The sequence below is a fragment of the Allopseudospirillum japonicum genome, from assembly GCF_900108915.1.
Lineage (GTDB): Bacteria > Pseudomonadota > Gammaproteobacteria > Pseudomonadales > Halomonadaceae > Pseudospirillum > Pseudospirillum japonicum.
In genome coordinates this window covers 29,173-43,058 of record NZ_FNYH01000012.1, presented here as the reverse complement: position 1 = coordinate 43,058, position 13,886 = coordinate 29,173, and the positions used below count along the sequence as shown (strand labels likewise).

At 46.2% G+C, this 13,886-nt stretch carries 12 protein-coding genes and 1 riboswitch; of the genes, 8 read left to right on the top strand and 4 right to left on the bottom strand.

Features of this window, described 5'->3' with window-relative positions:
• Window positions 1-226: 226 nt before the first annotated feature.
• The 7 genes from zorA (at window position 227) to BMX05_RS10620 (ending at window position 7,875) form a co-directional block, all read left to right on the top strand.
• Window positions 227-2,155: an anti-phage ZorAB system protein ZorA gene (gene zorA, locus BMX05_RS10650; protein WP_093311569.1), complete on the top strand. Its 1,929-nt coding sequence runs from the start codon at window positions 227-229 to the stop codon at window positions 2,153-2,155.
• Window positions 2,142-2,870: an OmpA/MotB family protein gene (locus BMX05_RS10645; protein WP_093311565.1), complete on the top strand. Its 729-nt coding sequence runs from the start codon at window positions 2,142-2,144 to the stop codon at window positions 2,868-2,870. The genes zorA and BMX05_RS10645 overlap by 14 nt, the downstream gene beginning before the upstream one ends.
• A gap of 123 nt (window positions 2,871-2,993) precedes the next feature.
• A complete protein-coding gene (locus BMX05_RS10640) occupies window positions 2,994-3,848 on the top strand; it encodes an SDR family NAD(P)-dependent oxidoreductase (protein ID WP_093311562.1) in 855 nt (284 codons plus the stop codon).
• A gap of 151 nt (window positions 3,849-3,999) precedes the next feature.
• Entirely contained in the window at window positions 4,000-5,724 is a 1,725-nt protein-coding gene (gene cobT / locus BMX05_RS12790; RefSeq protein WP_143051966.1) for a nicotinate-nucleotide--dimethylbenzimidazole phosphoribosyltransferase, read from the top strand.
• A 41-nt stretch (window positions 5,725-5,765) separates the two neighbouring features.
• On the top strand, window positions 5,766-6,422 hold the full coding sequence (locus BMX05_RS10630; protein WP_093311555.1) for a histidine phosphatase family protein: 657 nt from the start codon (window positions 5,766-5,768) through the stop codon (window positions 6,420-6,422).
• A 55-nt stretch (window positions 6,423-6,477) separates the two neighbouring features.
• Window positions 6,478-7,311: an adenosylcobinamide-GDP ribazoletransferase gene (locus BMX05_RS10625; RefSeq protein WP_177166884.1), complete on the top strand. Its 834-nt coding sequence runs from the start codon at window positions 6,478-6,480 to the stop codon at window positions 7,309-7,311.
• A gap of 222 nt (window positions 7,312-7,533) precedes the next feature.
• Window positions 7,534-7,875, top strand: a complete 342-nt coding sequence (locus BMX05_RS10620; protein ID WP_093311550.1) for a metalloregulator ArsR/SmtB family transcription factor — start codon at window positions 7,534-7,536, stop codon at window positions 7,873-7,875.
• On the opposite strand, the gene BMX05_RS10615 is transcribed toward BMX05_RS10620, so the two are convergent.
• Window positions 7,872-8,648 carry a pseudouridine synthase gene (locus BMX05_RS10615; RefSeq protein ID WP_093311626.1) on the bottom strand — a complete coding sequence of 259 codons (777 nt, stop codon included), beginning with the start codon at window positions 8,646-8,648 and terminating at the stop codon, window positions 7,872-7,874. The two genes, BMX05_RS10620 and BMX05_RS10615, sit on opposite strands and share 4 nt — an antisense overlap.
• A gap of 87 nt (window positions 8,649-8,735) precedes the next feature.
• On the opposite strand from BMX05_RS10615, the gene BMX05_RS10610 reads away from it, so the two are divergent.
• Entirely contained in the window at window positions 8,736-10,670 is a 1,935-nt protein-coding gene (locus BMX05_RS10610) for an alkaline phosphatase D family protein (RefSeq protein WP_245710702.1), read from the top strand.
• Here BMX05_RS10610 and BMX05_RS10605 read toward each other — a convergent pair.
• The 3 genes from BMX05_RS10605 to BMX05_RS10595 all read right to left on the bottom strand — a co-directional run bounded on the left by BMX05_RS10605 (window position 10,667) and on the right by BMX05_RS10595 (window position 13,564).
• Window positions 10,667-11,020: a hypothetical protein gene (locus BMX05_RS10605; protein ID WP_093311547.1), complete on the bottom strand. Its 354-nt coding sequence runs from the start codon at window positions 11,018-11,020 to the stop codon at window positions 10,667-10,669. The genes BMX05_RS10610 and BMX05_RS10605 overlap by 4 nt on opposite strands.
• A 72-nt stretch (window positions 11,021-11,092) precedes the next feature.
• Entirely contained in the window at window positions 11,093-11,698 is a 606-nt protein-coding gene (locus BMX05_RS10600) for a hypothetical protein (RefSeq protein ID WP_093311544.1), read from the bottom strand.
• Window positions 11,699-11,728: 30 nt separating this feature from the next.
• Window positions 11,729-13,564 carry a TonB-dependent receptor domain-containing protein gene (locus BMX05_RS10595; RefSeq protein ID WP_177166883.1) on the bottom strand — a complete coding sequence of 612 codons (1,836 nt, stop codon included), beginning with the start codon at window positions 13,562-13,564 and terminating at the stop codon, window positions 11,729-11,731.
• Between the two features lie 75 nt (window positions 13,565-13,639).
• A riboswitch (cobalamin riboswitch) is annotated at window positions 13,640-13,866 on the bottom strand.
• Between the last annotated feature and the right edge of the window lie 20 nt (window positions 13,867-13,886).

The window sequence follows — 13,886 nt, the reverse complement described above, 5'->3', positions numbered from 1 at the left end:
CACTTTGTTTCGCTAGTACAAGCTAAGACCATCCTAACAGCCATAAAACCAAGGACTTTTCGTACACACTGATCGAGAGAGAACAGCGACATAAGATGCATTGCTTGTATCTTTGCCTTAAAATTTGCATCCTTGACTACAAAATACTGTTTTAACCATTTTTGCATTTTCTTTTCACTCATCAATTTGGGTCTACCCTAAGGCTAGGGAGGCTTAGGATCTTGATATGGCTAATCTTTTTCCCTTACTCGATCACTTGTGGCCTGATATCAGCCTTGCGGTATTAAACTCCGGACATCCAAGTGCCCTCACTGCTTGGTTTTGGTTATTTCTTATAGGCTTATTTGTATTTGCACTTGCTTTAACACTCATCTTTAGCCTACGTGCTTATCTTAATATCCGTAAACTGCATACTTGTGTGCATGGCATTCCCCCTGCGCTTTCGGCAACTGAAAAACTTGTTTTACTACAAGAGCAGGGCTCATTTTTGCCCGCTAGATTACAAGCCTTGTGGCAGGATTACTGTAACGGCTTTGTCTGCGTCCCCACACAAGCCAACACGCAAGAACTCAAACACCCCATCAGCGCGCATGAATATTTTAATGCCGATACCCTGGCTGCCAGTATTAGCAACAATCGACTGTTAGCGGCAACACCGAGCTTTTTAGTCGCGCTGGGTGTTTTAGGGACTTTTGTTGGCTTGACTTTAGGTCTTTCTGAATTACAGCTCAATGAAGAAGCGGGTGTTGCCCAACTCAGATCAGGCATTAATGCCATGATTGCAGGCGCTGCAGTCGCTTTTGCCACCTCAGTATGGGGAGTCTTATTGAGCTTGTTGCTTAACATTGCGGAAAAGCTATGTGAACGCCAGCTCAAATCCAGTATTAGCCATTTGCAATACGCTGCAGATCAGATCGCGCCTCGCTTACTGATGGAACATCCTCTTGTACAAAGCCAGCAAGCTTTAGCAGACTTACCACAAGCATTGGGCACCCATTTGCAACATGCCCTCAGTGGCGTCAGTACAGAGATGGAAAAGTCTATCACTCAAGCGCTGACACAAGTGATGCAACCGGCACTACAGAACCTAGTTCAGCAAGCACAAGAACAATCTACTCAAGCCTTAGATACGCTAGTGCAGCGTTTTATGGAAAGCCTCAGTGGTGCGGGAGACAATCAAAGGCAAATGCTGGAGCAGGCTTCCCAAAACATGAATCAAGCCCTCATCGGCATGAGTAACCAGTTAGCGCAAACCTTTCAAACACTGAGTCAGCATCAAGATACCCAACTTGAGCTCAATCGCGAGCAAGCACACCAAATGCAGCAGCAATATCAAAGCCTGCAAGAAGCCAGCAGCCAGCATTTACGTCAGTTAGAAACCAGTTTTGTACACCTGAGCCGTGGCGTTGGCCAACAGATCGAAACCCAGTTAGCCGCGGTGGAGATCCGTGAACAAGAGCGTCAGGCACATTTTAATGAACAACTTCATGCACTACAGGCACAACAACGCCACCTCCTAGATGCCTTTGCACACACATTAGATACCCAACAAGCACACGGGGAGGTAATGGCACAGCAACACCACAAGGTATTACAAGGGCTTACCCAAGTTAGTGAAGCCGTTTCGGCAACAGGTCATCATCTTGATAGTAGTGCACATGCCCTCAGTTCACTGACACAAGATCTCCAGCGAACCAGTGCTGCTTTAGGCCAACAATTAGGAGCCGTTGCTCATCAAATCGAAGTGGCTGGTACTCGGCATGGTGAACTTATCGACCACCTCAATACCTATGCCAACACCCTCCATCAATTACAAGAACATTTATTATCTAGTGCCCAATATTTTGAGCAAGGCGCGCAACAGGCACAAACGAGCTTTAGTCAATTGCAAACGCATCAAGAACGCTTCTTACATAGTTTAAGGCAAGAAGTGGCCCAACTAGGTAGCCATCTTGCTGATGAAGTTCAAGGGCTCGAGGTACAAGCACAGCAGTGGCTACAAGCTTATCAAAAAGAAGTGCAAACCCAAGTGAATGAGCGTATGCAGCAGTGGAATCAACAAACCCAAGGATTTGCAAGTGCTATGGAACGTTCTGTACGCGGTATGAATGCTTTGTTAGATGAATTAGAGGCTCAACTTCATGCGAAGAAATAGACATCAACCACCGGGGGTCGATGAAGAAAATCCCTACTGGATTAGCTTTTCGGACATTATGTCCGGTTTATTAGTCGTTTTTGTGCTTGCTTGCCTTGTGTTAATTATGGAATTGGTACAAACACGTGCGGCCGTCAGTGCCGCGATTGAAAATCTTCAGTATGCTGAGCAAATTCGCCGCACTTTACTTGAGGAAGCCGCAGCTGAACTTAAAGCACGCGATATTCCAGTGCAAATTAGTGACAATTATAGTGTGTTACGCATCCCTAATGAGCTGCTTGGTTTTGATGCCGGTGAAGCAGGTATCCAGCCACGTTATTACAAAACGGCCACCGAAATTGGTCATGTCTTAAATAAAGTGATTACTAAAGATGAGCGCAGCCGCTATTTAGACACAATTTTTCTTGAAGGCCACACAGATATTCGCTCCTTCAGTGGTCCTAAAGGCAATTGGGGACTGTCTTCTTATCGCGCAATCTCTTTGTGGGAGTTTTGGAACCAAGAGCTCGCTGAAAACGAGCGTCTTGACCGTTTGCGCAATCATATGCAACAACCCTTATTTTCTATCAGTGGATATGCTGCCAGCCGTCCTATTGTCTCTGATCAACAAAACGAGGACGACTACCGCCGCAATCGGCGTATTGATATTCGTTTTACGGTACGTCGCCCTGAGTTACAAGCGTATCAAAATGTACGCCGACTACTCACAGAGTGAGGTACTGGTCTTTGCGCTTATTTTCTCTTGATTAATCCTTTTTTCTCTTGCACAGATACCCTAGACTAAGGTCGTAACTGCTAGCAAAATAACGATGATAAGAAAAGATTCCGGGGGAGATCTATGGGATTAGGACGGCGCAACCAAGTGTTTTACCAGATGGCGCAAGAAGCTGCGCCTTTGACTTTAGTCATTGCAGGTGCCAATGGTGGTTTAGGTTATGCTTTTTTACATCTTTTGTTAGGCGTAACTGCCGCACAACGTGGCATTCAAAACTTACCCTTACCCGCAGAAACAGATACCAGTTTATTGCCCTTATTACCTCCTATACGGCGGATTTATGCCCTGCATAGACATCCAGCACCTGACTTGCATACGGATGCACAAACAGATCCCAGAATTATTCCACTACAAATTGATTTAAGCGATGATCAAGCACTCAAACAACTCCATCACCATATCGAAGGCCCAGTGCATGGCATTATTAACGCCACCGGTTTATTACACAATACAGACTTCACACCAGAAAAACGCTTGCAGGAAGTACAGAGAGAAACTCTAGAAGCCAACTTTACAGCGAATGCCATTAATCACATCTTACTCATTGAGGCCTTGTTACCCAAATTAAACCGCCATGGCGCCTTATTATTAGCTTCTTTATCTGCACGGGTTGGAAGCATTGAAGATAACCAGCTTGGCGGTTGGTATGCTTATCGTGCAAGCAAGGCCGCTTTGAATCAATTAGTACGTACAACCGCCATTGAATTAAAACGTCTTAATCCTGCTAGTATTTGTGTTGCTTTACACCCAGGGACAACAGACACTTCCCTTTCAAAGCCTTTTCAAACGCGCCTTGCTAAAGATAAGCTTTTTTCTCCTGAATTCGCCGCCGGCGCCTTACTCAAAGTCATTGCCCACTTGAGCCCGCATGAGAGCGGACGTTTTTTTGCTTGGGATGGCAAACAAATTCCTTGGTAGACTTTTGATTTATGTAGCTTTTTGATACACCTTTTTAGATTCTTTTTACCACGCAATCCGTTATACTTGGACTCCTAAGTACACTAGGCTTTCATGCCGTTATTTGCCTTTTTGCTGGTTTTGTTTGTCAGGAATTTCAGGAAACCATTGCGTGCAAGAATTGATTTTAGGTGGTGCCCGTTCAGGGAAAAGCCGTTTTGCCCAACAAAGAGCACAGGCCTCGCAATGGCCTGTGACTTATGTCGCAACTGCGCAAGCACAAGATGAAGAAATGCAAGCACGCATTGCCCACCATCAAGCGCAACGCCCACCCCATTGGCATTTAGTCGAATGTCCCTTAAAACTTGCAGCACAGTTAGAAACCCTCCTCAAACCACAAACGTGTGTTCTCGTGGATTGTTTAACCCTTTGGCTTACTAACTTACTCTGCATTGATGAAGGCATCCATTTAGAAACTGAGCTTGCGGCTTTATATCGCCTCAGTGAAACCTTGCAAACTCAAAACAAGGGGACCTTGCTGTGGGTATCTAATGAAACCGGTATGGGAGTGATTCCAGCCAATGCGCTTAGCCGACGTTTTTGTGATTTGAGTGGCTGGTTACATCAATACCTTGGGGCACATGCTGATCGGGTGTGGCATTTGCATGCCGGCTGGCCACAACTCATTTACGAAGCACCTCAAATACAACCCGTCTCTAGCCTCAATGCCAGCACTTCTTATCAGGCACGTTGTCACTGGGGACAACACACAGTGAATATGCCCGATCAACCTATAGAGCAGATGAAGAAGACCTCTACATTTAACTATACGCTAGCTGCCTTTTTACCGACGAGTATGCAAATGCCAGTCGCGCAACCTCATGCAGCAATGGCCGAGCAAGCCCAAGCACATCAAGCCCAATTGACTAAACCTTTAGGAGCTTTAGGTCTTTTAGAGACGGCTGTGATTCAACTTGCTGGTTGCCAAAATCGTTTATTTCCGCAATTAGATCAAGTACATATTTTAATTTTTGCTGCAGATCACGGTATTGCTCAAGAAGGCGTCTCAGCCTACCCACAAAGTGTTACCGTGGAAATGATCCGTAATTTTTCCCAAGGCGGTGCAGCGATTAATGTGCTTGCACAGGCTTTAGATGCTGAATTTCAGGTGATTAACTTAGGGACAGCAACCCCAATAGAGGCACTGCCGCATGTCCTTGACCATCGTATTTGTGCAGGCAGTGCCAACTTTCTCCATCAAGCGGCTATGACTCCTGCCAATACCTTAGCAGCGTTGGAAATCGGTTATGAGTATGCACAACAAGCACATGCTCAAGGCGCACAGATATTAATTTTAGGAGAAATGGGGATTGCCAATACCAGCAGTGCCAGCGCACTGGCTGCTTTCTTATTAAATCGTCCTCTTAGCGAACTTACAGGCGCAGGGACTGGGTTAGATACGGTTGCACAAGCGCATAAAGCACGTATTTTACAACAAGCCCTAGATTTACACTTACCGCATATTGGCCAAGACGCTTGGCTAGCCTTGCAACGCCTAGGCGGTTTAGAAATTGCTGGTTTGGTCGGTGCTTGCCTCAGCGCAGCACAGCAAGGCTTGCCCCTTTTGCTCGATGGTTTAATGGTAACTGTGGCAGCTTGCATTGCTGAGCGTCTACAACCTGGAAGTCAAGCTTGGTACTTTTATGCACATCAATCTGCTGAGCCTGCACATGCCGCTTTATTAGCACACTTACAAGCACACCCTCTACTTCATTTGGACTTACGTTTGGGTGAAGCCAGTGGCGCTGCTTTAGCCTTACCTTTACTACGCCAAGCCTGCTTGTTACATGAGCACATGGCGACCTTTGCACAAGCGCAAGTTTCACAAAGCAAGTAAGCAGTACGATAGGGAAATCATTTTACATAGGGATACCAGTGATGCCGACTTTGTCTTTTGATGTCCTCCGTCATGGAGAAACCACAGGCGGTGCAGGCGTCTATATTGGGCGCACGGATTGGCCTTTATCAACCCAGGGATGGCAACAAATGGACGCCGCCCTGCAAGCGCATACCGCCCAATATACCCAAGTGATCACTTCTCCCTTACAACGCTGCGCAGCGTTTGCCAATGCTTACGCTAAAGCCAACCATTTAGAGATACACACTCAGGCTGACTGGCAAGAATATGCCTTTGGTCTTTGGGAAGGGCGCTCAGGTGCTGATTTATACGCCCAGTATCCACAAGCGCTCTCCGATTTTTGGCAAGATCCTATACGCTACCCGCCACCAGAAGCAGAGCACTTACCGGCCTTTGGCACCAGAATTGCCAATGCTTTATCTCGTTTGATACACCAAAATCTCACGCATTCTTTGGTTGTTACCCATGCTGGCGTCATTCGTGTCTTATTATGTTGGGCACAAGGGCAAAGCCTACATCATTTGCTTAGCTTTAATGTACCTTTTGCTGCCTTATATCAAGTGCATATCACTTGGGCTCATCCGCAAGATCTTGACGATATAACCACAAGATGCCAAATACACATGCAAGCCTCATCCTTTACTCAAGAAAAAATCAGCCAAGCAGCTTGCGGATAAGTCTCTGTATAGAGGTTTTCACTCACTTTATATAGATAAGAAAGGATACTTGCTTGTGTATACAAGAATAAAATTTGAGTGCCAAGCTGCAGCTGTCGCTGTGCAATTTCTCACCCGTATACCTATTCGCCTGCATACTTGGCCTTGTACTCGCTGCCTAGGACACGCCAGCTTGTACTATCCAGCGGTTGGCTTACTTTTAGGGCTAGGGCTTTATTTGGCGGCTGTTTTCCTCAGTTTGAGCCCTTTTATTGCATTAAACGCCCTTTTAGTTTTGACCTTGTGGGTTCTACTTACGGGGGCTTTGCATCTTGATGGTTTTGCAGATGCGCTTGATGCTTGGGCAGGTGGACGCGGTGATCCACAACGAACCCTCGCTTTGATGCGTGAGCCCACTTCTGGACCTTTTGCCATCGTTGGTTTGTACTTGCTGTTGGGATTAAAAACTTGCGCCTTATATGCTTGGTTGTCTTTATACCAAGAGCAAGCCGACTTGGGCTCTCTTGTGGCTTTGATCATCGCGCCTATGGGCGCACGCTTGATCTTACCTTGGCTTTTAGTGACTTATCCTTATGCCCGTTCCCAAGGGATCGCAAGCCACTTTTTACAACACCCACCAAGCCGAGGCACCCTTACGACGGTCAGTTTGGCCTACTTGATTGGCATCTTTTGTTTATTGGGTTTTGGTTATTGCTGGCGCATCGCTGGCATCGCTTGCTTTGCCGCCGCTGCACTTGCTTTTATAAGTCATCGAAGTGCTCAAACAGTGACTCAGGCTTTAGGTGGTCTAACAGGTGATTTACTCGGTGCCAGCGTTGAGATTTTAGAGACACTTATTTTAATTATTTTACTCTATTTGGTGTGGGGATTTTCCGCCACTATGCACTAAATATACACAGCATATCCTTATACTTAAATTTGCAGATTTTGTAGTTAAACCCACCAAAAAAAGGAGATTTTGCTTAAAAAAATTGCAAGAAAAAGGTAAACATCCTTGCGAATATATGGCTTAATGAGCCTAGTTTCATCGTGCTACGATGAACCCCTTATTCATTGCTTTTTCTTATCTGAATAAGCATTAAGTATTCATTTTGTTAATTAGGGATGACCCATGTCACCTACGATTTTATTAAAGGCTTTAGCAGACGATACGCGCTTACGCATAGTGATGCTTTTACTACAAGAAGAGGAATTATGTGTTTGCGAACTGACGCAAGCTCTGGATGAGATTCAACCAAAAATCTCGCGCCATCTTGCATTATTGCGTGGCAATGGCTTATTGGTGGATCGCCGCCAAGGGCAATGGGTTTTTTATAGTCTTTCCCCCAAATTACCCCAGTGGATTCGGCAAATGTTACGTGAGCTCAGCGCAGGGACTCAAGATACTCTGCAAGAATGCTCAGCTCGCTTGCAAGCGATGGGGACAACCCGTCCAACACGCTGTACTAGCTAACTTTCTACTGGTGATGTGTCTTGAGGTAACCAATTTTTTGGGATTGCTTGCTGCCAACCAAAGCAAGTTATAATTTGTGCAAAATCCGCATCCACAGGTGCATCAACCACCAAGGTTTCCCCCTCTTGCCAAGGTAAAGGTATGCGCAAGCGCACGCTCGCAAGTAAAAGGCGCGCAACGTCTAAATGCTCGCGAAAATAGCGGTTATGTATGCCTTTACCATGTTTAGGGTCACCGATAATTGGATGCGCTACATGCTTCATATGACGCCTTAGCTGATGTTTGCGCCCAGTTAGAGGACGCAGTAGCATCAAAGAATAACGCGCACTGGCATATTTAGGATCAACACTGACTGGCCACTCACACCTTGCTAAACATTGCATTTCCGTGATTGCCGCTTGGGGCGCTTTGCTTAGATAGCGGTGGCGGCGACGTTTATCATCCACCATAGGTTTCAGTGCGTGTTCTAGACGCTGCTTCTCAGGCCCATATCCACGCACCACTGCAAGATACTCTTTTTGCACCTGCTCACTTGACCATTGAGCGGCCAATTGCGCAACTGTCTCTGCCGCAAACGCGAATACCAATAATCCAGAAGTTGCCTTGTCTAAGCGATGTACAGGATACACAGGCCGGCCATCCACTTGTTCACTCACTTGTTGCAAAGCCGAGGTTGTTTCATGTGCATCTAACCAGCTTGGGTGTACAAGCAACCCTGCGGGTTTATTAACGATAATCAGGTGGTCATCTTGATACAAAATAGGCAAAGGCATAAGGTAGGTCTTATCATTTTCCGGTGCATTCATCATTTAAGACAGATGCCGCTTTTTGCTTGATTTAATCGGTTAGGAGTTTCCAATTTGAAGGATATAGAGACTAGCAACCTGCCTTTGATACTTGCAGGCCCTTTAATACGCCAAGCGACTCCAAAACGCTTTTGTCTTTGGTTGGTCACTAGCCAGCCTTGCCAGCTCACCCTCTCTATCTATGATGCACATCATCAGGTGCAGCAGCAAAGCCCACTCACAGCAGCGCATGTACGCATTTTACCTCTAGGTAAAAAAGCCTATGTTCACTTCATTGACTATCCGTGCACGCCCCATTTAACCGAGCAGGCACTTTATTTTTATGATTTAAGTTTTAAGCCTCTAGATTTAGCCAGCGGTCAACTCGGTCCAGCACAAGGTCTAGTCCATCTGCTACCACACCTTGTGTACCCGCAACAAAGACTCCCCAGTTTTTACCTGAGCACTGAGCTAACCGAGGTTCTGCACGGTTCCTGTCGCAAGCCACATGCACCTTGTGCAGATGCCTTAGTGGCCGCCGACGCTTACTTAGCGCAAAGTATCACCTCTGATCACGCTAGACCAAATCTTTTTTTAATGAGTGGCGATCAAATTTATGCCGATGATGTGTGCGGTCCTATGCTACAAGCCATTATCCAAGTGATTGCCCATTTGGATTTGCATGCAGAGGTCTTTTCAGGCGCTTGTGTTGAAAATAGCCAGGCCCTTCATACCAGCCCACTCAATTATTATCAGCGCGAGAAGTTGTTGCCACAAAGCTCCAAGGCTTTAAAAGAATCTTTCTTTAAGGGGGTCGAAAAACCGATTTTTACCAGTGATCAAGCCCATAATCATTTGGTAACCTTTGCTGAATTAGCCGCTATGTATTTGCTCGTTTGGTCCCCCCAGTTATGGTCAAGTATTCACTGGGATTTACAGCCTATTCCCAAACCTTTTCGTCGCCAGTTTAAACAAGAATTACGCCTTTTACAGCCATTTATTCAAGGCTTAGCGCAAGTCCAACGCTTATTAGCGCATATCCCCACTTATATGATTTTTGATGATCATGATGTCACCGATGACTGGAATTTAACCCGCGCTTGGGAAGAAACTGCGCACGAAAATCCGTTTTCGCGACAAATTATCGGCAACTCTTTAATGGCTTACTGGATCTTCCAAGGATGGGGGAATGCACCCGAAAAATACCCCGCAACCTGGTATGCTCAGTTTGCACGTTATGCGAAAGCACCAACACCAGAACACCACAATCAAGTTTTACAAGCGGTTTTCGCTTGGGAGGCTTGGGATTATCAAATTGAGACGCAACCCAAAATCCGTGTACTCGATACACGAACACAGCGCTGGTGGTCAGAAAGTGAACCTCATCAGCCTTCTGGCTTAATGGATTGGGAAGCTTTGAGTCAATTACAAGCTGATTTAATTGGCCAAGATGCGGTGATTTTGGTCTCACCCGCACCTATTTTTGGGGTAAAGCTGATTGAAAATGTCCAGCGCATTTTTACTACCTTAGGGTATGCCTTAATGGTAGATGCGGAAAACTGGATGGCCCATCCAGGAGCAGCGCATGTGATGTTAAATATTTTTACCCATCCACAAACACCACAGAACTTTATTGTCCTATCGGGCGATGTACATTACTCCTTTGCGTATGATATTCAGCTTAAACGCCGTAAAAATAGCCCACATATTTGGCAAATTACTGCCAGTGGTTTTAAGAATGAATTCCCGCATAAATTACTCAGTGTTTTAGACCCACTCAATACCCGCTTATATGCCAGCCGCTCCCCCCTGAATTATTTAACTAAGCGCCATTTTATGCGTATCCATGCACGCACACCGGAACACGAACAAAGACGCTCCAGTGAGCGCCTATTAAATACCAGTGGTGTGGGCGTATTACGCTTAACCCCTGAAGGTGCTCCGGCTTATATTGGTGTATTGCGTAGTGATGGCGAGCTCATCGAATTTACCCCCGCCTATCAAGATTAGGGGGTTAAGATCACCTGCTGGTGCCAACCTTCTTGTCCACGGTTGGCACAAAAAGCTTGCTGGGTACCGTCAGCATAGGTCACTTCCACATTAAAGCCCTGTGCTGGCGCATGCAATAAAGGCACTAAACGCTTTTCCCCAGCAGCCAAACGAAAGATCCGCAGATCACTTTGGCTGTCGGCATTGCCAAAGTTGATATGAATTTGTTGCACGACTTGCTGACTGGCATTGTTAAAAGTGATGTATAAAACGCCTTCGGGGGCGGGCTGGATTATCAGTCGGCTGAGAATGAAGCCGCTGATCACTGCCAAAACTAAAGCTTTGCGCAAGTTATTTTTAATCCAATGCATATAAAAATACTCTTATTTAATAAAGCAAAAAAACAGCGAAGCTTTTCGTTTCGCTGTTGATTCATAGGAGGGCTAAGGATGTGAAGATCTTATCAAGTTGATTTGAGCATCAAGCTTCTTCCATACCTGCAATAAAGCAGCACCTAAGACCACATAAAAGCAGAATATCCCTAAACTTTGTGCATAGTAGGTCGCAATATGTTGGGGAAATGCTTGCCAAGAAGGCTCAAAGTACCCAGACCACCAATAAAAACTGCCACTGGAGACCAACTCACACACGCTTGCACCTAAGATCGCATACCCACCTACTTGTAAGCGAGACCTTGCCTGAGCCGCCAAACGGCCAGCCAACCACAACACATTGTAAGCAACAAATAACGCAGCATAGGCCCATGTGATACAAAAATCACTCACACCAGCCCAGCCAACGGCATACGCATCAATCGCGACCGCCGCCAATAATAAAATGCCTTGTGCTGACACAGATAAGAAAAAACCTGCAGCAAAAAACAAGGCCCAAGAGGCATCAGGCAACATCCAAGTTGTCGCAAGATGATGACCGCGCGTTAATAAGATAAGAGCCAAAAAGCCGACCAAAATATAGCCTTCTTGAATCGGTAGTCTCTTAGGAGCTGGCGCTAACGCACGCGCATCTTGCGCAGTCAGCCAATTGAACATAATGGATCTCCTCGTTGATTCAAACCCTGTTTACATCTGGGGGCGGTATTCTAAGCTGAGCCACCAAGTGCGGCCTGGCATATTGTAATAATGGGCTGTTTCATAGTGCTTATCGAACACATTGGCGATCCGTGTCCCTAAATGCCAATCTGGGCGTATCTGATAACTCGCACGTACATCCGCAACACCATACCCCCCTAAACGCACTTGATTGGCGCTATCTTCATAACGTCTTTGATACGCGCTGACAGTCGCACCAAGGCGATAGCGCTCACCGTAATAATCTAAATCTACACGCGCACTTGCTGGGGCACGGCGCGCCAGTTCTTTACCAGTATACACGCCTGTTTTTTGTTGTGTATCTACCCAAGCCAATGAGGTTTGGAGCTGCCAATGCAGCCAGCGCCTTTGCGTGCTTAACTCAAGACCGCGAATTTTCGCCTGATCAACATTCGCAGCTGCTTGCGTGAAAGCATCATACGTAATCAAGTCATTAATACGTGTTTCATACAAGGCAGCTTGCCATTGCCAACGTGCCAGCGCTCCTTTAAACCCCCATTCTGCACTTTTGGAAGTCTCCGCTGCTAAATGTGCATTACCATAGTTAGGATAATACAATTCATTAAAACTTGGTGCTTTATAAGCCGTAGCATAGCTTAAATAGGTTTTCAGTTGAGGGCTAAAGCGATAACCCCAAGCGATTCCCCCGGTCACCTCTTGATCCAAACGATCATAATCATCATAACGCGCACTTAGTTGCCAATCTTGCGCACCTGCTTGCCCCTCATATTGCGCAAATAGACCCCAAATATCACGCGATTTTTGTGCATAACTCACTAAGCTATCAATATTTTCTTGTTGATAATCCACCCCAGCGGTCAGCTTATGGTTTGGGTGTACTTGATACGTTTGTGTCCAATTGAGCTGTTCGCGATGCGTATAAAATTGGCTATTGAATACACCATCTTTTGCTTCGTCTGCTTGATCCGAATAACGCCCAGCACGCAAAGTATGATGCCAACGCTCAGTCGCAGCATGTTCAAACGCCATTTGCAACAAAGTTTGTCTTAGATGCCCTTGGTTACTAAACCCGCCGTCGTAAGCATTTTCACCTTGGGTATAACTAGCTTCTAACTGTACTTGAGTCGCTAGGCTCCACGCATAACCAAATTGCACACGCCCACTCACCCTCTGGTAGCCATCTGCATCCGCTTCATCCGTATAACAGCCTGCCATTTCCGTTTGTGTGCGGCAAACATCATAACCTTGGCTGTCCCAGTGCTGTGCACTAATATCAAACCAAGCTTTACCCGTGCGCCCGCCAACCCCTGCACTTAACGCTTGCGTATGATGACTACCTTGCTGCCATTGCAACCTTGGTTGTACTTGATTTTTTGGCTGACGACGGAAAATTTGAATGACCCCACCAATCGCCTCAGAACCATATAAACTCGATTTAGGGCCACGTACGATTTCAATACGTTCGATTTGATCGATCGGAATATCATCTAAATTTGCCGTCCCTGTTGTTGCCGAGTTGATTTTCACGCCATCAACCAGAATCAAGGTGTGATCTGACGCTGTACCACGCAAATAAATAAAACTCGGCTTGCCATAGCCGCCGTTAGCGGAAATATCAAGCCCTGCTTGTGCTTGCAACACTTCGGTCAACAGGCTGGTTTGTGCATTGGCAAGTGTTTCTCGGTCAATCACAGTCACAGCCGCAAGGCTTTGATTGACAGGGGTCGCGGTGCGATTTGCTGTCACCACTAAACGTAGTTCTGGTTGCGCTTGTGCAAAACCAACAGGTAAAAGACAGGAGGCAAACGTCAGCCCCCAAAAGGGTAAGGATTTTATCTTTGGCATCAGATTCATCTACAAAACAAGGACAAGTGCCACCCGCACTTCTCTTGGATAGGATAAAATACACGCTTATCTTGTGTCATTTTATACTCTAAGGCCGGTCTCCGGACTGCTTTGCGAGGCCACCCCAGCCTCTGCTTAGTTTACCTTCCCATAACCCCAGCCATACAAACGACCATAAGTTACAGTGGCGTTTTCCTATTATCTAAGCGAACAAAGTTACCGTTGCGGGGGCAGTGTGGGCTTTTCACCCAGCTTCCCGTTTAAGATATACAGTGCATATCACCTTAAAGCGGCGCCGATTGTAGGAAGCTCCGCCACAGAA

Bases quoted from the DNA above. Each gene is read 5' to 3' on its own strand.
- zorA (WP_093311569.1), top strand. From the start codon at position 227: ATGGCTAATCTTTTTCCCTTACTCGATCACTTGTGGCCTGATATCAGC.
- BMX05_RS10645 (WP_093311565.1), top strand. From the start codon at position 2,142: ATGCGAAGAAATAGACATCAACCACCGGGGGTCGATGAAGAAAATCCC.
- BMX05_RS10640 (WP_093311562.1), top strand. From the start codon at position 2,994: ATGGGATTAGGACGGCGCAACCAAGTGTTTTACCAGATGGCGCAAGAA.
- BMX05_RS10630 (WP_093311555.1), top strand. From the start codon at position 5,766: ATGCCGACTTTGTCTTTTGATGTCCTCCGTCATGGAGAAACCACAGGC.
- BMX05_RS10620 (WP_093311550.1), top strand. From the start codon at position 7,534: ATGTCACCTACGATTTTATTAAAGGCTTTAGCAGACGATACGCGCTTA.
- BMX05_RS10615 (WP_093311626.1), bottom strand. From the start codon at position 8,648: ATGCCTTTGCCTATTTTGTATCAAGATGACCACCTGATTATCGTTAAT.
- BMX05_RS10605 (WP_093311547.1), bottom strand. From the start codon at position 11,020: ATGCATTGGATTAAAAATAACTTGCGCAAAGCTTTAGTTTTGGCAGTG.
- BMX05_RS10600 (WP_093311544.1), bottom strand. From the start codon at position 11,698: ATGTTCAATTGGCTGACTGCGCAAGATGCGCGTGCGTTAGCGCCAGCT.
- BMX05_RS10595 (WP_177166883.1), bottom strand. From the start codon at position 13,564: ATGCCAAAGATAAAATCCTTACCCTTTTGGGGGCTGACGTTTGCCTCC.